At 46.3% G+C, this 23392-nt stretch carries 22 protein-coding genes; 13 read left to right on the forward strand and 9 right to left on the reverse strand.

The window, feature by feature from the left end; translation table 11 throughout:
• Positions 1-18 precede the first annotated feature (18 nt).
• Both R7P80_RS27795 and trpS read left to right on the forward strand, forming a co-directional pair.
• Complete coding sequence (locus tag R7P80_RS27795; RefSeq protein ID WP_005382834.1) at positions 19-705, forward strand: phosphoglycolate phosphatase; 687 nt, start codon at positions 19-21, stop codon at positions 703-705.
• 116 nt (positions 706-821) lie between these two features.
• Positions 822-1838: a tryptophan--tRNA ligase gene (gene trpS, locus R7P80_RS27800; RefSeq protein ID WP_005381398.1), complete on the forward strand. Its 1017-nt coding sequence runs from the start codon at positions 822-824 to the stop codon at positions 1836-1838.
• Positions 1839-1894: 56 nt separating this feature from the next.
• Here the strand turns inward: trpS and R7P80_RS27805 are convergent, their stop codons facing one another.
• A complete protein-coding gene (locus R7P80_RS27805; RefSeq protein WP_053303037.1) occupies positions 1895-2269 on the reverse strand; it encodes a hypothetical protein in 375 nt (124 codons plus the stop codon).
• Between the two features lie 544 nt (positions 2270-2813).
• Here R7P80_RS27805 and R7P80_RS27810 point away from each other — a divergent pair.
• From R7P80_RS27810 to R7P80_RS27835, 6 genes are all read left to right on the forward strand, one after another.
• Entirely contained in the window at positions 2814-5768 is a 2955-nt protein-coding gene (locus R7P80_RS27810; protein WP_213900105.1) for an ExeM/NucH family extracellular endonuclease, read from the forward strand.
• A 189-nt stretch (positions 5769-5957) separates the two neighbouring features.
• Positions 5958-6545 carry an aminodeoxychorismate/anthranilate synthase component II gene (locus R7P80_RS27815; RefSeq protein WP_031780782.1) on the forward strand — a complete coding sequence of 196 codons (588 nt, stop codon included), beginning with the start codon at positions 5958-5960 and terminating at the stop codon, positions 6543-6545.
• Positions 6546-6906: 361 nt separating this feature from the next.
• A complete protein-coding gene (locus R7P80_RS27820) occupies positions 6907-8118 on the forward strand; it encodes an aspartate aminotransferase family protein (protein ID WP_005381420.1) in 1212 nt (403 codons plus the stop codon).
• 109 nt (positions 8119-8227) lie between these two features.
• A complete protein-coding gene (gene astA / locus R7P80_RS27825) occupies positions 8228-9247 on the forward strand; it encodes an arginine N-succinyltransferase (protein WP_005381422.1) in 1020 nt (339 codons plus the stop codon).
• Positions 9248-9275: 28 nt separating this feature from the next.
• On the forward strand, positions 9276-10733 hold the full coding sequence (gene astD, locus R7P80_RS27830) for a succinylglutamate-semialdehyde dehydrogenase (protein WP_005381424.1): 1458 nt from the start codon (positions 9276-9278) through the stop codon (positions 10731-10733).
• 248 nt (positions 10734-10981) lie between these two features.
• A complete protein-coding gene (locus tag R7P80_RS27835; protein WP_005381426.1) occupies positions 10982-11773 on the forward strand; it encodes a DUF1338 domain-containing protein in 792 nt (263 codons plus the stop codon).
• A gap of 136 nt (positions 11774-11909) precedes the next feature.
• Here R7P80_RS27835 and crp read toward each other — a convergent pair whose 3' ends face one another.
• From crp to R7P80_RS27865, 6 genes are all read right to left on the reverse strand, one after another.
• Positions 11910-12542 carry a cAMP-activated global transcriptional regulator CRP gene (gene crp, locus R7P80_RS27840; protein ID WP_005381432.1) on the reverse strand — a complete coding sequence of 211 codons (633 nt, stop codon included), beginning with the start codon at positions 12540-12542 and terminating at the stop codon, positions 11910-11912.
• A gap of 240 nt (positions 12543-12782) precedes the next feature.
• A complete protein-coding gene (locus tag R7P80_RS27845; RefSeq protein WP_086047074.1) occupies positions 12783-13652 on the reverse strand; it encodes a phosphoribulokinase in 870 nt (289 codons plus the stop codon).
• A gap of 125 nt (positions 13653-13777) precedes the next feature.
• A complete protein-coding gene (locus tag R7P80_RS27850) occupies positions 13778-13990 on the reverse strand; it encodes a YheU family protein (protein ID WP_005382815.1) in 213 nt (70 codons plus the stop codon).
• A 33-nt stretch (positions 13991-14023) separates the two neighbouring features.
• Positions 14024-15031: a hydrolase gene (locus R7P80_RS27855; RefSeq protein ID WP_017633737.1), complete on the reverse strand. Its 1008-nt coding sequence runs from the start codon at positions 15029-15031 to the stop codon at positions 14024-14026.
• Positions 15032-15118: 87 nt separating this feature from the next.
• Positions 15119-15607 (reverse strand): TIGR02444 family protein, encoded by a 489-nt coding sequence (locus R7P80_RS27860; RefSeq protein WP_017633738.1) that lies wholly within the window; start codon positions 15605-15607, stop codon positions 15119-15121.
• Complete coding sequence (locus R7P80_RS27865) at positions 15604-17523, reverse strand: ABC transporter ATP-binding protein (protein ID WP_017633739.1); 1920 nt, start codon at positions 17521-17523, stop codon at positions 15604-15606. Before R7P80_RS27865 ends, R7P80_RS27860 begins: the two co-directional genes overlap by 4 nt.
• Before the next feature lie 209 nt (positions 17524-17732).
• On the opposite strand from R7P80_RS27865, the gene kefG reads away from it, so the two are divergent.
• From kefG to R7P80_RS27890, 5 genes are all read left to right on the forward strand, one after another.
• Entirely contained in the window at positions 17733-18326 is a 594-nt protein-coding gene (gene kefG, locus R7P80_RS27870; RefSeq protein ID WP_005381444.1) for a glutathione-regulated potassium-efflux system ancillary protein KefG, read from the forward strand.
• On the forward strand, positions 18310-20106 hold the full coding sequence (gene kefB, locus R7P80_RS27875; protein WP_017633740.1) for a glutathione-regulated potassium-efflux system protein KefB: 1797 nt from the start codon (positions 18310-18312) through the stop codon (positions 20104-20106). Before kefG ends, kefB begins: the two co-directional genes overlap by 17 nt.
• Before the next feature lie 33 nt (positions 20107-20139).
• Positions 20140-20340 carry a YheV family putative zinc ribbon protein gene (locus R7P80_RS27880; protein ID WP_005381449.1) on the forward strand — a complete coding sequence of 67 codons (201 nt, stop codon included), beginning with the start codon at positions 20140-20142 and terminating at the stop codon, positions 20338-20340.
• Positions 20341-20432: 92 nt separating this feature from the next.
• Positions 20433-20984, forward strand: a complete 552-nt coding sequence (gene slyD / locus R7P80_RS27885; protein ID WP_005381451.1) for a peptidylprolyl isomerase — start codon at positions 20433-20435, stop codon at positions 20982-20984.
• Between the two features lie 131 nt (positions 20985-21115).
• Positions 21116-22057 carry an isoaspartyl peptidase/L-asparaginase family protein gene (locus R7P80_RS27890; RefSeq protein ID WP_225492170.1) on the forward strand — a complete coding sequence of 314 codons (942 nt, stop codon included), beginning with the start codon at positions 21116-21118 and terminating at the stop codon, positions 22055-22057.
• Between the two features lie 83 nt (positions 22058-22140).
• Here the strand turns inward: R7P80_RS27890 and R7P80_RS27895 are convergent, their stop codons facing one another.
• Entirely contained in the window at positions 22141-22368 is a 228-nt protein-coding gene (locus R7P80_RS27895) for a SlyX family protein (RefSeq protein WP_005381455.1), read from the reverse strand.
• Positions 22365-23351 (reverse strand): WD40 repeat domain-containing protein, encoded by a 987-nt coding sequence (locus R7P80_RS27900; RefSeq protein WP_017633742.1) that lies wholly within the window; start codon positions 23349-23351, stop codon positions 22365-22367. The genes R7P80_RS27895 and R7P80_RS27900 overlap by 4 nt, the downstream gene beginning before the upstream one ends.
• Positions 23352-23392 lie beyond the last annotated feature (41 nt).

Below are 23392 nucleotides of genomic sequence, written 5' to 3' on the forward strand. Positions count from 1 at the left end.
AAAATCCTCAGGGAAGTTATGACTCAACAAGACATTAAATTCATCGCCTTCGATCTAGATGGTACTTTGCTTGATAGCGTGCCAGATCTAGCTGTCGCGGCAGACCAAGCAGTACAGGCGCTTGGCTTTCCATCGGTTTCAGAAGAACAAGTTCGTGATTATGTGGGTAACGGCGCAGACGTGCTTATTGGTCGCTCATTAAGCCAAAGCCTGACCATCAACCCAGAGCTGAGTGAAGAGCTTCGTGCTAAAGCGCGTGTATTGTTTGATGACTACTACGAGCAAAGCGGTCACAAGCTAAGTCATCTTTACCCAACGGTAAAAGAGACACTAGCAGAGCTGCACAAAGCGGGCTTTGTTATGGCGTTGGTGACTAACAAACCTTCAAAGTTTGTGCCTGACGTTTTGGAAAAGCACGACATCGCAAAATACTTCGTTGATGTCCTTGGCGGTGATGCATTCCCAGAGAAAAAACCAAACCCAGTAGCATTGAACTGGCTAATGGAAAAGCACCAAATCCAACCAAGTGAAATGCTGATGGTTGGCGACTCGAAAAACGACATTCTCGCAGCAAAGAATGCAGGCTGTGCCTCATTTGGTCTGACATATGGTTACAACCACGGTGAACCTATTTCAGCATCAAATCCAGATTTCGTCGCTGACAGTTTGGCAGAATTATTGGACGTTGTAGCGGTTTCTGCATAACGGCTACAAAAGAGCTTCCAAAATACTCGTTAATGAGTACACTGAGTAAACCGTGCACCTATTACTGCACGGTTTTTTTCATTTAATTAGATTAAGAAGTCAAAGGAATCATTCTAATGAGCAAACCCATTGTATTGAGTGGTGTTCAACCTTCAGGTGAACTAAGTATCGGTAACTACTTGGGTGCTCTACGTCAATGGCAGCAGATGCAAGACGATTATGATTGCCAATATTGTGTGGTAGACCTTCACGCGATTACGGTTCGTCAGGACCCTAAAGCGCTGCATGAAGCAACTCTAGACGCACTGGCAATTTGTCTGGCAGTTGGTGTTGACCCGAAGAAGAGCACGCTATTTGTTCAGTCACATGTACCAGAGCATGCTCAATTAGGTTGGCTTCTTAACTGCTACACTCAAATGGGTGAGCTGAGCCGTATGACTCAGTTTAAAGACAAATCGGCACGTTACGCGAATGACGTAAACGTCGGTCTATTTGACTACCCGGTGTTGATGGCGGCTGACATTTTGCTTTACGGTGCACACCAAGTACCTGTAGGCAGTGACCAGAAGCAACATCTAGAATTAGCGCGCGATATCGCAACGCGTTTCAACAATATTTACTCGCCAGAGCAGCCAATCTTCCAAGTTCCAGAGCCTTACATTCCGACAGTAAATGCGCGTGTAATGAGCCTTCAAGACGCAACGAAGAAGATGTCTAAATCTGATGACAACCGTAAGAACGTTATCACGCTGCTGGAAGAGCCTAAGTCGATCCTTAAGAAGATCAACAAAGCGCAAACCGATACCGAAACGCCGCCAAGTATCCGTCATGATATCGAGAACAAGGCGGGCATTGCTAACCTAATGGGTCTGTACTCTGCGGCGACAGGCATGAGCTTCGAAGAGATTGAAGCGAAGTACCAAGGCGTAGAAATGTATGGCCCATTTAAGAAAGATGTTGGTGAGGCAGTTGTAGCAATGCTTGAGCCAATTCAAGCAGAATATCACCGTATTCGCGCTGATCGTGCTTACATGGACGAGGTAATGCAGCAAGGCGCTGAGAAAGCCTCGGCACGAGCGGCTGAAACGCTTAAGAAAGCATACGAAGCAGTAGGTTTTGTAGCTCGCCCATAGTTGCTAAGAACGAATACGAAAAGCTCCACTTTGGTGGAGCTTTTTTTATGCCTGTATTACTGAAATGGCGTGTCTTTCATACAGCGTTCCATGTCGTAATATTCAACACGTCCTCGAGCTCCTAGAAAGGCAGACTTCACAACCATGCCTCTATCAATGAAGTAACTAAGCTGTACGCATGATATATCGTAGCTGAGTTCTTTAATTCTCGCTGGAATCCAGTAGGTTCCTGGCGTTCTTAGACGCTGAGTAAAGGTAATAACACCCTCGTCACTGACTTCTAGCTCTTCAATACCATCCAGTTCATTTTTGGCTGATTCGATGATGTCTTGATTCGCCGTAGGTTGAAGTGGCTCACTGGCGGTCAACTGACACCCCGCTATCAAGCCAAGTAGGGAGATAGCTAGCACACTGCGTTGAATTGTTTTCATTTGTCGTTCCTGGGTTTACAGCTAATGAGATCTTATTGTCTCGCGCAGGTGTTATATCTTTTGTGTATGTTTTTGGCTAGTGAGTAATGAAAAGTTATTGAATAAATCATGAAAACTTTGAAGTATGAGAGGCCTGTATAAGAGAGAACGAAGCGAGTAATAGATTCTTGGGCTTGAACAGTGATACAAGTGAAAATTAAAGCATTCTAAATTAGTGACTAATTATATTTTTTATTTGTAACAGGAACGGTTGGGTTAATAAGCAACTCAACAAGTGATGTATTTTCTACTCCTTAACATGAATTGAAAAAGTAAACTGAGTAATCAATCTAAATTCTGATTTGTTTATCAATAGCGCTCTGTATTTATTACAAAAAATGTTTGAATGGGATGCTCTGGCATATTTTCTTATATTCACATGTGATTCATTTCACGGCTTTAATTACTCATTCTTATTTATTTCATAAATAAACCTGATAGTAGACGCAAATGGCAGGCTCTAACCAGAGCTAAGTTTGCATTTACATAAATATCAGGTATGACAATGGACACGTTAATCAAACCCTCAATACTCGCATTAACCATCGCCAGTGCACTTAGTGCAAACGCGAACGCAGAGATTATTATTTCCCAATACGTAGAAGGCGGCGCTTATAATAAAGCGGTAGAGATCGCTAATACGGGTGATACTGCGGTGACACTCACTGGCTACGAGTTGGCGAAATCATCAAACGGTGGTGGTACTTGGGGTAGCACATTCGACCTTAGCCAAGTGATGCTACAAGCTAACCAAGTGTATGTACTGGCGCATGGTGACGCGAGCGATACCATCAAAGCTATCGCGGATATTACAGATAAAAGCGTCGCGAACTTTAACGGTGATGACCCGATCGCACTGCTTAAAGATGGTGAAGTACACGACATCATCGGTGTGATGGGTGACGTAGATTTTGGTAAAGACACCACATTAGTTCGTAACAGTGATGCACTAACCCCTTCTGCTACTTATGATGCATCTCAGTGGACGGCATTTGAGAAAGACAACATTGACGGCCTTGGTGAGCTAAATGCGACTGAGCCACCAGCACCATTCGCTTGTGAAGTAGACGGTCAGCAACCTAACTTCACTACCATCCAAGATATTCAAGGTGAAGGCGATACGTCTCCATTCATTGATGGTTACCCATACATTACTGACGAAGATCATTTCGTAACGGGTGTCGTGACTGCTGTTACCACTGGCCTAACCAAAGGTTTCTACCTACAAGCACTAGAAAGTGATAACAACGACAAGACCTCAGAAGGTTTGTTCATTCATACCGATGCGGCAGACACGGAGCTAAAAGCTGGTGACGTTGTTTGTGTGAAAGGTAAAGTTCAAGAGTACTACAGCAATACTCAGCTAGCTTCTGATGCTAACAGCTATGTGAAAACAGGCACCTCTGAAACCCCTCGAGTTACCGATCTTGTTATCAAAGAAGGTGAGACACTACGTGATGCGCTAGAGCGTCATGAAGGCATGCAAGTTGAGTTGACCTCGGCAAGTGACTTGTTTGTAACTCGAAACTTCTCTTACGACTACGATTCACGTCGTAACAATATGATGCTCTCTCATGAAGCGCCATTGTTAAAGCCGACTCAATTACACGCGGCAGAGAGCGATGCAGCCGTTGAGCTAGCAAAAGACAACGCAGCGAACCGCGTATACCTAGAATCAGATGGCAAAGCACCAAACGGCCAAATCCCATACTACCCAGATTTTGCTAAAGATGCAGATCAAGATGGCTCTTCAGAGCAGCACATTCGCCTTGGTTCTCGAGTAGAAGGTCTACAGGGTGTCGTGGCTTACAGCTACAACGAATACCGCCTGATTGCGACAAATGAAGTCAATAACACCAACTTCGTGACTTCAGGTGAAGGCTTCGACGTGGCTCGTAAAGATGCCCCAGCGATTGCGGACTCAGATTTGCGTATTGCAAGCTTCAACGTACTGAACTACTTCAACTCCGTGGCTGACAGTGGTCATGAAAACCCAACCGGACAAAACCGTGGTGCGACTAATCTAGACGAATTCCTGATCCAGCAAGCGAAAATCGTTGCGGCGATGAACAAGATGGACGCAGACGTTATTGGTTTGATGGAAGTCGAGAACAATGGCTTTGGTGATGGCAGTGCTATCCAAAACTTAGTTGATGCCCTAAATGCTGAGATTGATGACGCTGAAGATCATTACACGTATGTCGAAATCGAAGAGCAAGACAAATACCAAGACGAATACTTTGGCAGTGATGCGATCATGGTGGCGATTTTATATCGTGCTAACGCAGTAACGCCAAAAGACGCTGCAAAAGTGATCATCACGCCAGAGCAGCACATTGCAGAAAACACAATTACTCGTAAAGAGGGCACAGAAAGTAACCCTGCTTACGATAAGTACCAACGCCACAGTCTACTTCAGACCTTTACGGTGAAAGAGACGGGTGAAGATTTGTCTATTGTCGTAAACCACTTTAAGTCGAAAGGCTCTGAGTGTATTGAAGAGTGGATTGCTGGTGTAGAAGATTCTGAGCCAGCGGATCTGCAAGGCAACTGTAACAACTTCCGCGTTTCTGCTGCGCACGCAGTGGGTGAAGCGTTGAAAGAGGTGAAAGGCGATGTATTGCTCATGGGCGATCTCAATGCTTATGGCATGGAAGACCCACTTCTGACACTGACTGATTACTCGAAAGAGAAATACGGCCGTGACATTTATACTGCTGCTTACACAACCATTGGTGATGGTGAACTTCAAGTAGAGAAGACCAAAATTGAAAAAGGTTACGGTCTGCACAATTTAAACACGTTGCTGCACGGCACTGATACGTTTTCTTACACCTATTCGGGCGAGCTGGGTAATTTGGACCACGCATTGGCAAGCAGTAGCCTAGCGCAAAAAGTGGTAGCAATTGAAGATTGGCACATCAACTCACTAGAGAGTAACTTGTTCGAATACAGCAGCAAGTACACCGGTGATATGCCGAAGTACAAAGATGCGTTCTCTGCCTCTGATCACGATCCAGTGATCATCGCGATTGATTTACCAGATGATGACATCGATTTACCGAAAGCAGGTGACAACTTAGCCGTCGATGTCCGTTTACCACCAACGGCGGTTGTAGGTGATATTGTTACGGTGAACTTAACGCCATCCACACAAGCGGCTGCGGCAAGCAGCGATACGAAAGCTTACTCGGCTAGCCAAACCTTAGTTCAAGCTGATATTGATGCGCGTAGCGTGAATATTGAGTTTGAACAAACGCCAGAGCAAGGTAATTATCAGTTAGAAGAGAAAGTGACTGACTCGACAGGTAATATCGTGAAGTTTAGCTCTGTTCGTGATGTTTCAATGACGCAAACTGAAACTGGAACAGAAGGGTCGAAGGATTCAGATGGTGGTTCGTTTGGTTTTGGCGCGCTATTTGCGCTGCTAGGTCTCGGCTTATTCCGCCGTCGCCGCTAAGCGAATTTATTTCCTGATAAACCTTTCCTAAATAGCTGTAAAGACCAAAGGCCAGCCTATGCTGGCCTTTTTATTCAGCAAAAACTTGCCTTTCTTGCTTGGTATAGCAAAATACCGCCCTTGATTGTCACGAACGTGGCGATTCACTACGTAAGCATTGCCAAAACGGATTGGAGCAACCGACCCTTTATGTTGTTGATCATCGATAACTACGACTCTTTTACCTACAACCTTTACCAATACTTCTGCGAGCTTGGTGCAGACGTAAAGGTGGTGCGTAACGATGAAATCGATATCCAAGGCATTGAGGCGCTCAACCCAACTCATTTGGTGATCTCGCCAGGGCCATGTACGCCGAACGAAGCAGGTATTTCACTGAAAGCGATAGAACACTTCGCTGGTAAGCTTCCAATATTGGGTGTTTGCCTTGGCCATCAAGCGATAGCGCAAGTGTTTGGGGGTGAAGTGGTACGTGCACGACAAGTGATGCACGGTAAGACCTCACCGATTCGTCATAACGGTCGTAGTGTGTTTAAAAATCTGAATAACCCACTCACGGTAACCCGTTATCACTCTCTTGTGGTGAAAAACGGTACTTTACCCGACGTGTTTGAACTGACTGCATGGACAGAACTGCCGGACGGAAGCATGGATGAAATAATGGGTTACCAACATAAAGCCTTGCCAATTGATGCGGTGCAGTTCCACCCAGAATCAATCAAAACTGAGCAAGGTCACGAGTTGCTTGCGAACTTTTTAGCACGCAAAGCGATCTGATCGCGATCACTTTTCTTAACAAATCATTCATCTTTTTGCTGAGGTGAGCGGATTGCAAAACTATGCGATTCTCTCGAGTCTCTTTGTCTGTTCATGTCTTTTTAAACCTTCTATCCCCTGTATTACATAACATTTATAAAAAATCACTTCTCTATTTTACTTTCTTGATGCATAAATAGTCATAAGCAGTGATTAATGGAAGTTGCTTTCGAGAACGAAAAGAATAAATCACTATTGAAATGGTTAATTAAATGTAAATACAATGCCGCAATAGCTTAAATGCAAAACATTATTTGCTGGCAAAGAGAGCCGGTTAAATTCGCTTATCTGCTACGCATGCGGTATCAAGAAGGAATGTGCAATGACAACGGAAATTAAAGTAGAGCGCGGTTTATTCGATGAGGTAATGGTACCTTGCTATAACCCGATGGAAATGATCCCTGTTAAAGGTGAAGGTTCACGTGTTTGGGATCAGGAAGGTAATGAATACATCGACTTTGCTGGTGGTATTGCAGTGAGCTGTCTTGGCCATTGTCATCCAGTAATGGTAAACGCACTAACAGAGCAAGCTAACAAGCTTTGGCACTTAAGTAACGTTATGACGAACGAACCAGCCCTTCGTCTGGCGAAAAAGCTAACAGAAGTGAGTTTTGCTGAGCGTGTGTTCTTTGCTAACTCTGGCGCAGAAGCAAACGAAGCCGCTTTGAAGCTGGCACGTCGTTATGCAGCAGACGTTCATGGCACTGAGAAATCTGAAATCATTGCATTCAAACAAGGTTTCCACGGTCGTACATTCTTTACCGTAACGGTTGGTGGCCAAGCGGCATACTCTGACGGCTTCGGTCCTAAGCCAGGCGACGTGACACACCTTCCTTACAACGATATCGAAGCTTTACAAGCACACATGTCTGATCGTACTTGTGCGGTCATGATGGAGCCACTACAAGGTGAAGGCGGCATCGTGCCACCAACGCCTGAGTTCGCTCAAGCGGTTCGCGAGCTGTGTGACAAACACAACGCCTTACTGATCTTCGATGAAGTGCAAACTGGTAATGGCCGAACAGGTAACTTCTACGCTTACCAAGGTTTAGGTATCACGCCAGATATTCTAAGTACTGCGAAATCACTTGGTGGCGGTTTCCCAATCGGTGCAATGCTAACGACAGCAAAATTGGCAGAGCACATGAAAGTGGGCACTCACGGTTCTACATATGGCGGTAACCCACTAGCGTGTGCGGTTGCAGAAGCGGTTGTAAATGAAGTCACTAAGCCAGAGGTTTTGGCTGGTGTACTAGAACGCGAAGCAATGTTCCGTGAAGGTCTAGAGAAGATCAACGCGAAGTACAACATCTTCTCAGAAGTGCGCGGTCAAGGCCTATTACTTGGCGCTGCACTAAATGAAGAATGGCAAGGCCGTGCGCGTGACGTGCTGGTTGCTGCAGGTAAACAAGGTCTCATGGTATTGGTTGCGGGTGCCAATGTCGTACGTTTCACACCATCACTCGTTATCACACAACAAGAAATTGAAGAAGGCTTGGCGAAACTGGATAAAGCGATCGCGACTTTAGTTTAAGCGCGATATCAGTTTAAACGTCAACGCAGACACCCCCGTCAAGGATCTCTGATGGGGGAATTGTTCCTACAATATAGTTAGGATCTTCTTGCATCTGGAGGGAGTATTGATGCTAGTAGTTCGCCCTATCGCGATGTCGGATTACGACGCACTGCACACTTGTGCGGTGGAGTCTGGTCACGGATTTACATCTCTACCGGTTAACGAAGAACTGTTAACCAATCGAATCAAACATTCAGAGTACAGCTTTGGTAAGCCAGATGTGGCAGAACCAGGCGATGAAGGCTACCTGATGGTTGGCTTTGACTCTGAAACGGGTGAGGTTGCGGGTACCACCGGAATCGAAGCATCTATCGGCTGGGATGTCCCATTTTACTCATATCACATTAGTAAAGTTGTGCACTCGTCGCCAAAGCTTGGCGTTAACAACGTCGTTAAACTGCTTACTTTTGGTAATAACTACACTGGTAACAGCGAAATTTGTACCTTGTTCTTGCGTGAGAAATTCCGCCAAGGTCTGAATGGTCGTCTAATGTCGAAGTGTCGTTTCCTAATGATGGCAGAGCACCCAGAGCGCTTCTCTGAAACGATCTTTGCGGAGATGCGTGGCGTTTCAGACGACGAGGGTAATTCACCATTCTGGCAATGGCTTCAAGAGCATTTCTTCTCTATCGATTTCACTCTTGCAGATTACCTGACAGGTATCGGCAAGAAAGGCTTTATCGCCGACTTGATGCCGAAACTGCCTATTTACATCAATCTGCTCAGCCCAGAAGCGCAAGCCGTGATTGGTCAAGTACATGACAACACGCGTCCAGCGCTGAAGCTGCTTGAGCGTGAAGGTTTTACCAACCGAGGTTACGTCGACATCTTCGATGGTGGCCCAACGGTTGAGTGTGATCTGCGTAATATTGAGTCGGTACGTCATTCATTCCGCGCGCAAGTCAAAATCTCTGAACATTCCAGCACACAAGACTTCTTGATGTGTAATTCATCTTTCGAGAACTTCCGTGCGACAGTCACTAAGGCGGCGTATGACGCAGAGACACAGAGCGTAATGATCGCACCAGACGTTGCGGATGCACTTTCGGTTGAAGAAGGGGATTTCGTCCGCCTTCTTCCGCAGTAACAGACGACAGAATTTAAGGATAGAAACAATGACACATTGGATTGCAGGTGAATGGGTACAAGGTCAGGGTGAAGCATTTACGTCTCTGTCGCCGTACAACCAAGAAGTGATCTGGCAAGGCAAAGGTGCAACGGCAGAGCAGGTGAACCAGGCGGTATCTGCAGCGCGTGAAGCGTTTATTGACTGGAAAAAGCGTCCATTTTCAGAGCGTGAGGCAATCGTGTTGGCTTTTGCGGAGAAAGTAAAAGAGAACAGCGAAAAAATCGCCGAAGTGATTGCCAAAGAAACCGGTAAGCCGATTTGGGAAACGCGCACTGAAGCAGCAGCCATGGCAGGTAAAATTGCCATTTCGATTCGCGCTTATCATGACCGCACTGGTGAGGCGAGCCGTGAAGCAGCAGGCAACCAAATCGTATTGCGCCACCGCCCATTGGGCGTGATGGCGGTGTTTGGTCCTTACAACTTCCCAGGCCACCTACCAAATGGTCACATTGTGCCTGCGCTACTGGCTGGTAACACGGTAGTCTTCAAACCGTCTGAGCAAACGCCATGGACGGGTGAATTGGCAATGAAGCTATGGGAAGAAGCCGGTCTGCCGAAAGGCGTGATTAACCTTGTTCAAGGCGCGAAAGAAACTGGTATCGCCCTAGCTGACGCAAAAGGCATTGATGGCGTACTGTTTACGGGTAGCGCGAATACGGGGCATGTATTACACCGTCAATTTGCGGGTCAACCGGGCAAGATGCTCGCACTAGAAATGGGTGGTAATAACCCTATGGTGATCTCTGATAAATATGGTGATTTGGATGCCACGGTTTACACCATCATCCAGTCAGCGTTTATCAGTGCTGGGCAGCGTTGTACGTGTGCTCGTCGTTTGTATGTGCCATTGGGTGAAAAAGGCGATGCGCTTATCACTAAGCTCGTCGAAGCGACACGCAATATTCGCGTAGACCAACCATTTGCAGAACCTGCGCCATTTATGGGACCGCAAATTTCGGTCGCGGCAGCCAAGTTTATTCTTGATGCACAAGCTAATCTACAGTCTCTTGGCGGTGAAAGCTTGATTGAAGCGAAAGCAGGAGAGGCGGCGTTTGTTTCTCCTGGCATCATTGATGTAACGAACATTGCTGAGTTACCAGATGAAGAATACTTCGGCCCACTTCTGCAAGTGGTGCGTTACGAAGGGTTAGACAAAGCCGTGGCGCTAGCAAACGATACGCGCTTTGGCTTATCTGCTGGTTTGGTCTCAACCGACGACCAAGAATGGGAATACTTCGTTGACCACATTCGTGCAGGTATCGTGAACCGTAACCGCCAGCTCACTGGTGCAAGTGGTGATGCGCCATTTGGTGGTCCGGGAGCGTCGGGTAACTTGCGCCCAAGCGCTTACTACGCAGCAGATTACTGTGCGTACCCAATGGCATCAATGGAAGGTCAAGAGACTGTCTTGCCTGCAACATTGAGTCCAGGTGTAGCGCTATAAGTTTTAATAATAGAGTCGCAACTATGCATTGCGGCTCAACTTGCCGGCGCATCATTTAGGTATGGGTTGTAGTGATCGTTGGCAGAACACGAAAAGTGAGCAAAGACTCGGAAAAGCGTGTTGACTGACTGGCATTTACCGTCACAGGTTGATGGTTGCTCGTTCATTATTCTGGACAACTTTTGTTGTGAACGAGCAGCCAACTTCCGCTTACCTTTAAACTCTACATCTCGTAACAAGGAGTCGTTATGACGCCCGATGTGTTATTTGAATCGCTATGGCAAGATTACATTCAACGTCTTTGCCCTTCGGCTGCTAAAGTGCATCAGCTGCTTCAAGAAGATGAGCCTCTGATTAATGATCATATAGCTTTACGTACCTTCAATATCGCGCCTCTTGGTATTGAAACTCTAGCTAAGCCATTTGTAGCTATTGGTTACAAGGCGTGTGGTGATTACGTTTTCGAAAGCAAAAAGCTGGTTGCTAAGCACTATGAGCACCCAGATCCGAAGCAACCTAAAGTATTTATTAGTGAGCTAAAAGTTGAAGAGTGCTCGTCTGAGCTACAAGAGATTGTGAAAAATTTGGTGGCACAAGTCGATGCTGACAAGCTGAACGATAGCGCATTCTTACATGGTGGACGCTTGTGGGATTTAAGCTTTGCTGATTACCAAACGTTGGCTAAAGAAAGTGAGTACGCATCTTGGCTTGCGGCGCATGGTTACGGAGCAAACCACTTCACGGTGAGCGTTAACCAGCTCAATGAATATGAAGAAGTGAAGCAGGTAAACGATCATCTGCGTACCGCTGGGTTTACCATTAATGAAAATGGTGGTGAAGTGAAGGGCACTCCTGAGGTGTTGCTAGAGCAGTCATCGACCATGGCAGATAAAGTAGCGGTTCGTTTTAGCGAAGGCACTGAAATTATCCCTGGCGGGTTTTATGAATTTGCTAAGCGCTATCCGATGGAAAATGGTGATTTGTACCCAGGTTTCGTGGCCGCTTCAGCTGACAAAATCTTTGAAAGTACGAATGGCTAAGTTTTAGGGTTAACCTGTTAAGCTTACTCATTAGTGTTCGCTGCACCCTATCTCATTTGGTCATGAGCAAATAAAAAGCCACCAATGTTGCCATTGGTGGCTTTTATAATTTTGTTCGTGTCACTCTAGTTTGAGATTAACGAGTACCGTAAACCACGATGGTTTTACCGTGAGCAGAGATTAGGTTCTGCTCTTCTAGCATCTTCAAGATACGACCTACTGTCTCACGAGAACAGCCAACAATTTGACCGATTTCTTGACGAGTGATCTTGATTTGCATGCCGTCTGGGTGAGTCATTGCGTCTGGTTGTTTTGCAAGGTTCAGAAGCGTCTGAGCGATACGACCAGTTACGTCTAGGAACGCCAGGTCACCCACTTTTTGGCTAGTTACTTGAAGACGACGAGCCATCTGCGCAGAAAGACGCATTAGGATGTCTGGGTTTACTTGGATAAGCTGACGGAACTTCTTGAAAGAAATTTCAGCAACTTCACAAGGAGATTTAGCACGAACCCAAGCTGTGCGCTCTTGGTCTTCCTCGAATAGACCAAGTTCACCAATAAAGTCTCCTTGGTTTAGGTAAGAAAGGATCATCTCCTTACCTTCTTCGTCTTTGATAAGAACCGCAACAGAACCTTTAACGATGTAGTACAAAGTTTCTGCCTTTTCGCCCGCGTGAATTAGCGTGCTCTTTGAAGGGTACTTATGAATATGACAGTGTGAAAGAAACCACTCTAATGTTGGGTCGGTTTGAGGTTTACCTAGAACCATAATATCTCACTTCCTCTGCAGGGTACGCTTGCGCTATCCATATTTTAGCTAAGCCTGAATTAGGCCTACTAGAATAAGAGCACTTTTTATATGCTGCAAGCTCTCTTGTGTTTCGGTAAGAAATAGTATCCTTTTTCGAAAACGATTTCTTGATTTTAATCGTGCCATGATTGAGATTTTGTAAGCAAAACTGTGCACATGATCACGGTATGAAAAGTAAACATCTTCGCAGGCAGGTTTTTAGCCAATTTTCCCTGTTTCGATGAGCTGTTGTAGGATAGGCCGAACTATGAGCTCCATTGCAAAGCTCATCTTACCGCCGGGTACGACAATCGTGTTGTGGCGTGACATGAATGAGCCATCAATCATGGCCAGCAGATATGGGAAGTCGACATTCTTGATACCGCGTAGGCGAATCACCACAAAACTCTCATCCAAACTAGGGATGCCTTTTGCATTAAGTGGGTTGGAAGTATCAACGGTCGGTACGCGCTGGAAGTTGATGTGAGTACGAGAAAACTGCGGAGTGATATAGTTGAGGTAATCGTCCATGGATCGCACGATTGAGTCCATTACCGCTTCACGCGAATGGCCGCGATCGCGAGTGTCACGTACGAATTTTTGGATCCACTCTAAGTTCACAATCGGCACCATGCCAATTAAGAAATCCACATGTTGAGCAACATTAACCTCGCCATCGACCACGCCACCATGTAACCCTTCATAAAACAGCACGTCGCTGTTTTCGGGTAAGTCTTGCCACGGTGTAAACGTGCCTGGCATTTGATTGTAGGGAACTGCTTCGTCAAACGTATGCAGATAACGGCGCACGCTGCCAGTGCCGTCATGCCCGAACTTACGGAAAAACTCTTCTAATCCCGGGAAGTCATTAGCTTGTGGGCCAAAGTAGCTAATGTGTCGACCTTGCTCGCGGGCTTTGCGAATTTCGATGTCCATTTCTGGGCGAGTAAAGCGATGGAAGCTATCGCCTTCAACCCATGCGGGTTTAACGTTCATCATATTGAACATTTTACGGAAGGCTTCAGATGTAGTGGTCGTGCCGGCACCGGACGAACCAGTAACCGCAATAATTGGGTGTTTAGCTGACATGACAAACCTTGTCGAAAATTACTTACCTGTAATGTGCAGTAGAGTTACTACTGCACGGTCGATATCCCACTATAGCACGTAACAATACCTTGTCATCGAGTGGGATACGGTAAAATGTGAAGGGTCTAAAATTTTGTTTTATGTTGAATATCGACGGTTTCGTGTAGCTCAGAGAACACGATAACCGCTTCACCTTTTTCCAATTGAGCTTTAACTTGATCAATTTTGTCTTGCAAAGAAACCTCGACGGTTCCGTAATCCGTTCCTTCGCGTAAGACGAATTCACGAATTAAGTTTTCCAATGTTTCCGGCGCAATGTCTTGCCATGGAATGATCATAAATACCTCTAACTTTTATGATGAGCGGCTAGTTTACTGCGTTCGTTGCTTGGATACAGCAGAAAGGTAATCTGCGGCGATACTTTCGTAATACGCGGGCAGCGCTTCCTCCAACCAAAACTTAGGTTTTAACGCCGTTCCTGTCAGGAAGCCAACATGGCCACCGTGCTCAAAGAGACGGTAATCAATATTATCTGGCAGAACAAACTTCGGTATCACATCATCGGTCATGAACGGATCGTCTTTGGCATGGATGATCAGTGTGGGTAGCGTGATTTGCTGTAGTTTACTTAAGCCAGAGCATTGGTCGTAATAATCTTGTGCGTCTTTAAAGCCATGCAATGGTGCGGTAATCAAATCATCGAATTCATACAGCCGTGTGACACGTTTGATTGAGTTGTAGGACAGCGCCAGCTCGCCATGCAGTAGATGATGCTTTTGTAACGCGTTACGTTTCAGTGAAGAAAGCAGATAACGGCGATACACTTTTGAAAAGCCTTGTTCTATACGGTTCGCACACGCCGCTAGGTCTAAAGGCGCTGAGATAATAGTCGCTGCATTCAAAATAGGGTGGTCTTTATATTGGGCTAAATAATTCGCCAACATGTTACCGCCAAGAGAAATACCAACCGCAACCTTGGGGTTATCAGGAAAGCGTTGCTCAAGGTGCTCTAAGAAGTGGCGGGCGTCAGTCACTTCACCAGAATGATAGGCGCGAGCTTTCTTGTTTGGCTTACCGCTACAACCGCGGAAATGCATCATCACCGACAGCCATCCAGATTGAGCAAATGCATTCATTAGCCCATTGGCATAAGGGCTATAGAAGCACCCCTCTAATCCATGAAATAAAACAAAAATCGGCTTTTTTTGTGCAGGCTCTTGGGTTGGGTCCTCGCTCCACGCGAGATCGAGAAAGTCGCCATCGGATGTATCGAGGGTTTGCCAAATCGGCGTAAACAACGCTTTTTTGCGAATAAAACGCGGCAAAAGCGTTTGGAGATGCGGGTTTTTGATCCCGGCGGCTGCGAAAAATTGTGTCATACCTAACTGCTCTTATGCGGTCCTTCGGTGTCCGTTGAAGAACTTATTAATATAATCCTTTATAAAGATTATAGGTATTCTACAGATTTATGGGCGTTTTGGTGGTTGAATGTTTGGCACCGGAATAGCAAAGGCTTGCTGCAAATGTTCCCCACCGAGTTGACGACAGTATCTCAACGTCAGTGGGTCATCATCATTTTTGAGTAGTGCAAGTGAGTTAATGCAGTCCACCAAATCCGCTTGTTGCTGCTTTTCTAGTTGCAGCTCAAACTGCAAGGTCTCACGATACAAAGCGTCATTGACTTGAGACTTAAGGTGGCGACGAAGGTCGCGAAAGGAGTGAAGTAAAGTTTCGCTCCTACCTAGACAGTCTTGCACCAAGGGCCAGTCTTTTTCTTGGAAAATGAGTTGCTGCTCATCGAGCCATCTGAGCAGCAGGAGTAGGTTCACGTTGCCGTGATAATTGTTCTGCAATGATAAACACGCTTCTTTCACTTCTCGCACACCATAAAACTGCAGACTGAACTGCCAAAGGTGTTCTAAGGTGAGTGTGTATTCAGCGTGTTGATTACTCATTGATTAAACTCTAGCTCCATCTGCTCCAGTTCTTCCTGAGCAGACATCCATTCCATTTCAATTTCTTCGAGCTCAGCTTTACTGGAAGCTTGAAGTGCCAGCACTTGGTTAAGTTTAGCTTTATTTTCGGCCGCATACAGTGAGTTGTCCGCCAATTGTTCTTCAGCTTCGGCCAGTGCAGCACCTAACTTATCCATTTTACTTTCTAGTTGTGTCAGCGTTTTGCGAATTGGCGCTGTCTGTTTTCGAAACTCTGCATCGCGACGTTTTTGCTCTTTCTTCGCAGCTGCGCTGTTGGCCGTATCTTTGCTTGGCTGCGCAGCCTGCGCTTCTTTGCGTTCCGCTCTTTGTTGTTCGGTTAACCATTTATAATAGTCATTTAAATCACCGTCGAACGGAGCAACTTGTCGATCATGCACTAAATACAAGTCATCGGTCGTAGCGCGCAGTAAATAGCGGTCGTGCGAAACAATCACCATCGCACCTTCGAATGTTTGCAGTGCCATCGTAAGTGCTTGGCGCATGTCCAAGTCTAAGTGGTTGGTCGGTTCATCAAGTAGCAACAGGTTTGGCTTTTGCCACACAATTAAAGCCAATACCAAACGGGCTTTTTCGCCACCAGAAAACGGCGCAACTTTTTCTAGTGCTTTGTCACCTTGGAAGCCAAAGCTACCTAGGTAATCACGTAGCTGCTGTTCGGTTTGATCGGGTGCGATTTGCATCATGTGTTGCAGCGGCGTTTCTTCAGGATGAAGCGTTTCTAACTGGTGCTGAGCGAAGTAACCAATTTTCACGCCTTGTGAGTAAGTTAGGTCACCACCTTGCGCGTTAAGTTCACCAGAGAGCAGCTTGATTAAGGTCGATTTACCCGCACCATTACGGCCGAGTAGACCAATACGACTGCCAGGAACCAAGTTTAAGCGGATCTTCTCTAAGATGAGGTTGTCACCGTAACCTGCAGATACTTCATCCATCATCATGATTGGGTTTGGCAGCGCAGCTGGCTCACGGAATTGAAAGCTAAATGGGTTATCGAATTGAGCTGGCAGTACTTTTTCCATGCGCTCCAAAGCTTTGATACGGCTTTGGGCTTGGCGTGCTTTTGATGCTTTGTAACGGAAGCGGTCGATGTAGCTTTGCATGTGCGACATCTGCTTCTGTTGCTTTTCAAACATCGCTTGTTGCAACACCATCTTTTGTGCGCGTTGGTTTTCGAATGACGAGTAGTTACCCGTGTATTCGTTCAGCTGCTGATTCTCGATGTGAATGATGCGACCAACAATTGGATCAAGGAAGTCTCGGTCGTGCGAGATCAGAATCAGCGTGCCAGGGTAGTTTTGTAGCCAACGCTCTAACCACATTACCGCGTCCAAATCCAAGTGGTTGGTTGGTTCGTCGAGTAGCAGTAGATCAGAACGACACAATAGCGCTTGAGCCAAGTTAAGACGCATACGCCAACCACCCGAGAATTGGGTCAAACTCCAACTCATTTGCTCTTGGCTGAACCCTAAACCATCGAGCAGTTCTGCCGCGCGAGCGCGAATGCTGTAACCACCAATGGTTTCAATTTTACCGTGTATCTCGGCAACTAGGGTTCCGTTGTCTTGTGTTTCTGCTTCAGCTAACTGCTTTTCGAGAGCGCGGTACTCGCGATCACCATCAATGACGTATTCCAGTGCAGTGCGCTCTAGCGCAGGCGTTTCCTGTGCGACCCAGGCCAACTCCCAGTGTTGAGGTTGGCTAAATGAGCCAGCATCAATTGACAGTTCATCTTTCAGTAGGGCAAACAGCGTTGATTTACCGCAGCCGTTTTTGCCCACAAGACCGACTTTATCGCCAGGGTGAATAGTCGCAGAAGCTTGGTCTAAAAGAGGTTTACCGCCACGCAGTAACTGAATATCAGAGAAGGTAATCATAAAGTTTTCATTCACTTTGCGCAGTGCGCGTTGCTTGGTTACATAGCGAAGTGGTTTCAATCGTTTTTAAAGCCACTTGGGTATATATCTAGCGGTGAATAGTAGGGGTATTGGCCGGAAAAGTCGATTGATTCGCTTTAATTGCATTATGCTGTACAAAAAAGTATAACAATTTGATAACGGATAAAAATAACCACAAGGACGACCATTTGGCTGTTGCACCGTCTATTCTCCCAAAAGTTCTGGTCATTTATGCTCATCCAGAGCCACATAACTCGATTGCCAATCAAGTGATGATAAAAAAAGCTCAGTCGCTTGATCACGTCACTGTGCACGATCTTTACGGTGTTTACCCTGATTTCTTTATTGATGTGAATTACGAACATGAGTTGTTGCTCGCTCACGATGTGATTGTATTTCACCACCCACTTTATATGTATTCATGTCCAGCCCTATTAAAAGAGTGGCTAGACCGAGTGTTAGGTAAAGGCTTTGCGTTTGGCGGAGGTGCGGCGCTAGAAGGAAAATACTGGCGCAGTGTCATTACAACAGGTGGTAAAGAAGAAGCCTTCAGCGCGAAGGGGTACAACAAATACCCACTTGAGCAAATCTTGCAACCGTTTGAACTGACGGCAGCCCTATGCCAAATGCACTGGATTGAACCTCTGGTGTTGTATTGGTCAAGAAATGTTTCGGATATTGAACGCTACGAACATGCTGAGTTATACCGTGGATGGCTGAGTAACCCACTTGAAAACTGGCAAGCGGCAGATCGAGGAGGTCAGTATGGCGATCACCAGTGAGTTTCTTCAAAGCAGTGTGGTCTTTCTTTCGGCTGCGGTTATTGCGGTGCCGATTGCTCAGCGCCTTGGGCTTGGCTCGGTTTTAGGTTATTTACTCGCTGGTGTGTTGATTGGCCCATGGGGGCTTGGCTTAATTAGCGACGTTGATGCTATTTTGCATTTTGCCGAGCTTGGGGTTGTGTTGTTACTGTTTTTGATAGGGCTGGAATTAAACCCTAAAAAATTGTGGCAGATGCGAGGGCCGATTTTAGGTTTAGGCGGTGCGCAGGTTGTGGTCACGACCGCCGTGATTGGTAGTGTCGTCAGTATGTTTGGCGTAAGCATGCAAGTGAGTTTAGTGATCGGGATGGGGTTGGCGCTGTCCTCGACGGCGATTGCGCTTAAAGTCATTGAAGAGCAAGGGCTTAATGGTACCGAAACGGGGCAATCTGGTTTTGCGGTGCTGCTCTTTCAAGATATTGCAGTGATCCCGATGCTGGCGATGTTGCCCTTGCTAGCAGGCGGGCATAGTGGTGGAAGTTGGTTGGATGTCTTCACTATTTTAGGCAGTGTGGTAGCACTGTTGATTGGTGGTCACTTTTTACTACGTCCGCTATTTCGTTTTGTCGTGATGAGCGGCGTTCGTGAGCTCTTTACCGTTGCTGCACTTTTAGTCGTGCTTGGCATTTCGGTCGTGATGCAAAAGCTTGGCCTTTCGATGGCATTGGGGACTTTTTTAGCAGGCGTTTTGCTGGCAGAGAGTGAGTATCGCCATGAGCTGGAAATCGCTATCGAGCCATTTAAAGGTCTGTTGTTGGGGTTATTCTTTATTGCGGTGGGCATGGCGGTAAACTTGGGGTTATTGGCATTACACCCTTTAGAGATTCTCGGTGCGGTGGTGGCTTTGGTCGTGGTTAAGGGTTTGGTTTTGTATGCATTGGCGAGAGCTGCCCGTGTCGGAGCCAAAGCGAGAAGCCGTATGGCTGCAATTTTGAGTCAAGGCGGTGAGTTTGCCTTTGTCATATTTACCGCGGCGAGCCAAGAGGGCATTTTGTCCAAAGAGCAAGTGGCGTTTCTGTTGGTGGTGGTCAGTCTATCCATGGTGACGACTCCTCTTTTGCTGATGGGACAAAAGAAGTGGTTTGCTCATACCCTGAATCAAGAAGAAGAGGGCATGACCACGAAAGTCGTGGATCGCCGACCACGCGTTATCATTGCAGGCTTTGGACGTTTCGGTCAGATCGTCGGACGTTTAATGTATGCCAATAAAATCAAAGTGACAGTATTAGAAAGTGATGCCAGCCAAATCCACCTATTACGTAAGTATGGTTACAAAGTGTTTTATGGCGATGCTACACAAATTGACCTATTGAGGGCTGCTGGCGCTGATAAAGCGGAAGCATTGATTATTTGTACTGATTCACCTGATGAGGTGATGGCCATCGTGGACATTTGTCGCGTGCACTTCCCGAAACTTAAGTTGTTAGCCCGAGCAAGAAGCCGTGTCGAGGCTTACCAGTTAATGAGTCATGGTGTAGAGAATTACTCTCGTGAAACATTTTTAGGGGCGCTAGATCTCGGTCGCCAAGCGCTCGTAGAACTGGGTATGCATCCTTATCAAGCAAAGCGGGCAGAAGCACATTTTCGCAAGTTAGATAATGCTATGCTTAAGGACTTATTGCCTCAACACAATGAAGATAAGAAATTAGCTCAAAGAGCGAAAGAGGCCCGCAAAGAGCTAGAAGAAATATTTGGTCGTGAAATGGAGAGCGACCATCAGTCACCTAATCATTGGAAGTAGTACTTGAGCCAAGACTCAAGCTAAGGAAATAGCGTGAAAATCAAGAAACGTTTTATTGCCGGCGCTAGCTGCCCAAATTGCAGCCAGCAAGATACCCTGCGCTGGTGGATTGAAAATAACATCGAATTAGTTGAGTGTGTCGAGTGTGAGTTTACAGAGCAGCGTAAACCACAATCTGTAGAGAAAAATAAACACTCAGATCAGGAAATGATCGGAATTTTTAAGCCGGAGTAATTGAACTTCGATAATTGATCCCCATAATACACCCAGATATCTCAGTACTTAACCCCATTCAGGTTAAGTCAATTAATCTCCCTGGAGTTAGTATGAAAATTGAAAAGAACGTTGTTGCAAGCCTTGCATACAAAGTAATGATGGAAGACGGTGTCGTTGTTGATCAATCAACAGCAGAAGCACCTCTAGATTACCTTCACGGTCACAACAACCTAATCACAGGTCTTGAAAAAGAACTTGAAGGTAAAGTGGCTGGCGACAAGTTCTCAGTAACGGTAGCTCCTGAAGAAGCTTACGGTGAGCACAACGATGCGCTAGTACAGCGCGTTCCTGCGGACGTGTTCCAAGGCGTTGAGCAAATCGAAGTGGGCATGCGCTTCCTAGCTGACACTGACCAAGGTCCAATCCCTGTTGAAGTAACAGAAGTTGACGGCAACGAAGTGGTTGTTGACGGTAACCATATGTTAGCTGGTCAAACACTAACTTTCGAAGTAGAAGTTATGTCTACACGTGAAGCAACAGCAGAAGAGATCGAACACGGTCACATCCACCAAGGTGGTGGCTGTTGTGGTGGTCACGATCATGACCACGATCACGAAGAAGAAGGCGGCTGCTGTGGCGGCGGTAGCTGTGGTTCTCACTAATCATAAGCGCCTTCACTAGATAATCTTATCTAGCAAAGCTTTGAAAAGCGCAAGTTGAGTTTTCAACTTGCGCTTTTTGTTTATCTAAGGTGTAGTGCCAACCATACAAGGAATAACAGTTGGACAAAGTGATGACGAAACCTTTCTCGATTGCCATTCATGGTGGTGCGGGCACCATCTTGCGTGAACAGGTGAGCGATGAGCTGCAACAATCCATCTTGGCGGATTTAGAAGCTGCGGTAAAAGCGGGACATCAAATTCTAGACACGGGCGGTGAAGCCTTAGATGCCGTCGTAGCGGCAGTGAAAGTATTGGAAGACTCTCCTAACTTTAATGCGGGTAAAGGCTCAGTGCTGACCAACAACGAAATGGTTGAAATGGACGCTTCTGTGATGGATGGGCGAAACCTTGCAGCAGGCGCGGTCGCTGGGGTTCGTCATATCAGAAACCCAATTGAGCTCGCTCGTGACGTGATGCGAAACAGCAATCATGTGCTGTTGGTGGGTGAGGGCGCAGAGAAGTTTGCTTTTGAGCAAGGCCATGAGTATACCGAGCAAGATTACTTCTTTACTGATCGCCGTTATGAGCAGTTGCTGTCTATGCGTGAGAAAGGACTGTTTGCTTTGTCGGAATCTCGTTACCCAGATGACCGTAAGCACGGTACGGTTGGTGCGGTAGCGTTAGATCAACAAGGCAACTTAGCCGCTGCCACCAGTACGGGTGGCGTGACGAATAAGAAATACAACCGAGTCGGAGATTCGGCTCTTATTGGTTGTGGTACGGTGGCCGAAAATGGCGTCGTGGCAGTTTCCACTACGGGTGTCGGCGAGTTCTTTATTCGTAAACGTGTTGCGGAAGATGTTGCAGCACGTATGCGTTACTTACAAGAAGATATTCATACGGCTTGTGAACACATTATCCAAGGTGATCTCAAACAGATGGGCGGAGAGGGCGGTTTGATTGCCATTGATGCTAAAGGTGAGATGCACTTTGCGATGAACAGTTCTGGCATGTACCGAGCAGGCATTAATACGCAAGGCGAGCTGAGCGTTAAAATCTACGCCGACGAATAGCTTCCTCTTGAGTACCTTCTTAAGTAATTAATACAACAAAGCCCAGAACATGTTCTGGGCTTTATGCTATTTGAGCCTGCATTTTAATAATGCGGTGGTGGGGTTTCTTCTGACGGATCGGCTAAATTCGACGAGTCCATATTTTTTACTTTACCTACCACATATTTCATCTGATCGAGCATCTTGGTAATTTGCAGTTGTTGCTGCGATAAAGCTCCGTTCAGATCTTCAATAGTCTGTTCTTGGAACGCAAGCTGACATTCTAAGTCATTAATGCGTGCTTCCAATTGCTGAATGATTTTTTCTGTCATGATCCGTTCTCTAACTGCCAAGCTTGGGCAATACCTGCTGAAGTAGCAGTAATTACGCGTTGTTTTGAATCAAAGGCTGCATCATACACGACCGCACGGGGAGGGCGAGTGTCTTTTTTGGGCTCCACTTCAAATCCACTCATTCGTTTTCCGGTTTGAGTATCCCATATCGACACACGGCCAGAAGGGCTTCCTGTGACTAGTTGAGTCCCGTCGTCAGAAAATCGTGCGGTAGAGAAAATTAATTGGCGTGACCAACTGCTCAACTGTGTGACTTCTTGTCCAGTTTTTAAATTCCAAACAATCGCTTGGTTTCCGCCATCAGATGTCATTGCTAATTTTCCATCTCTTTGCAGGGCCACGCGAACAATTCGTTGTTCATGTTCGAAGGTTCGTAGTACTTGTCCGGTTTCGGTGTCCCACAGATACGCTTTATAGTCATTACCTCCGGTTAGGGCGAAGCGCCCATTAGGAGAAATGGCCACGGAATTGACTTTTTCACGATGTGCAAGGAACTCCATGCGACGCCCGGTGACTAAGTTGACATAAATTGCTTTACCGTTGGATAACCCAAGCAGAACTTGTTCACCATTACTGGTGATATCAACGTCGCGAATGAGCGCATCAGAGATAGACCAAAGGCCTTCGGATTGCGTCCAGCCTAGGTCCCAAACTGCGAAGTTCATTTGGCTTGCTGTAATTGCGTAGCGACCATTGTCAGATATGCGGATATGGGAAACCACATTGGCATCGGCATCGAGTTCACCCAGATTGGCTAGTTGTTCATTTTGCTCTAGGTCCCACAACATCAAATGACGTTGTTGAGAATAGAGCAGAGCAAACCGTCCATCTCTGCTAAGTGCGAAGCTCGTCGCACCTTGAGGTTCTATCGGCCAACGCTGCACTTCACGCTCGGCGAAAAAGCAACCATTTAACGTGGTGATGACAATTAAATATAGGAATAAATGAAAAATTCTTTGCATCACATCTAATAATCCGGTTTGTGTCTTAAGACATATAGCTA

The organism is Vibrio sp. 2092 (assembly GCF_033339635.1).
Taxonomy (GTDB): domain Bacteria; phylum Pseudomonadota; class Gammaproteobacteria; order Enterobacterales; family Vibrionaceae; genus Vibrio; species Vibrio alginolyticus.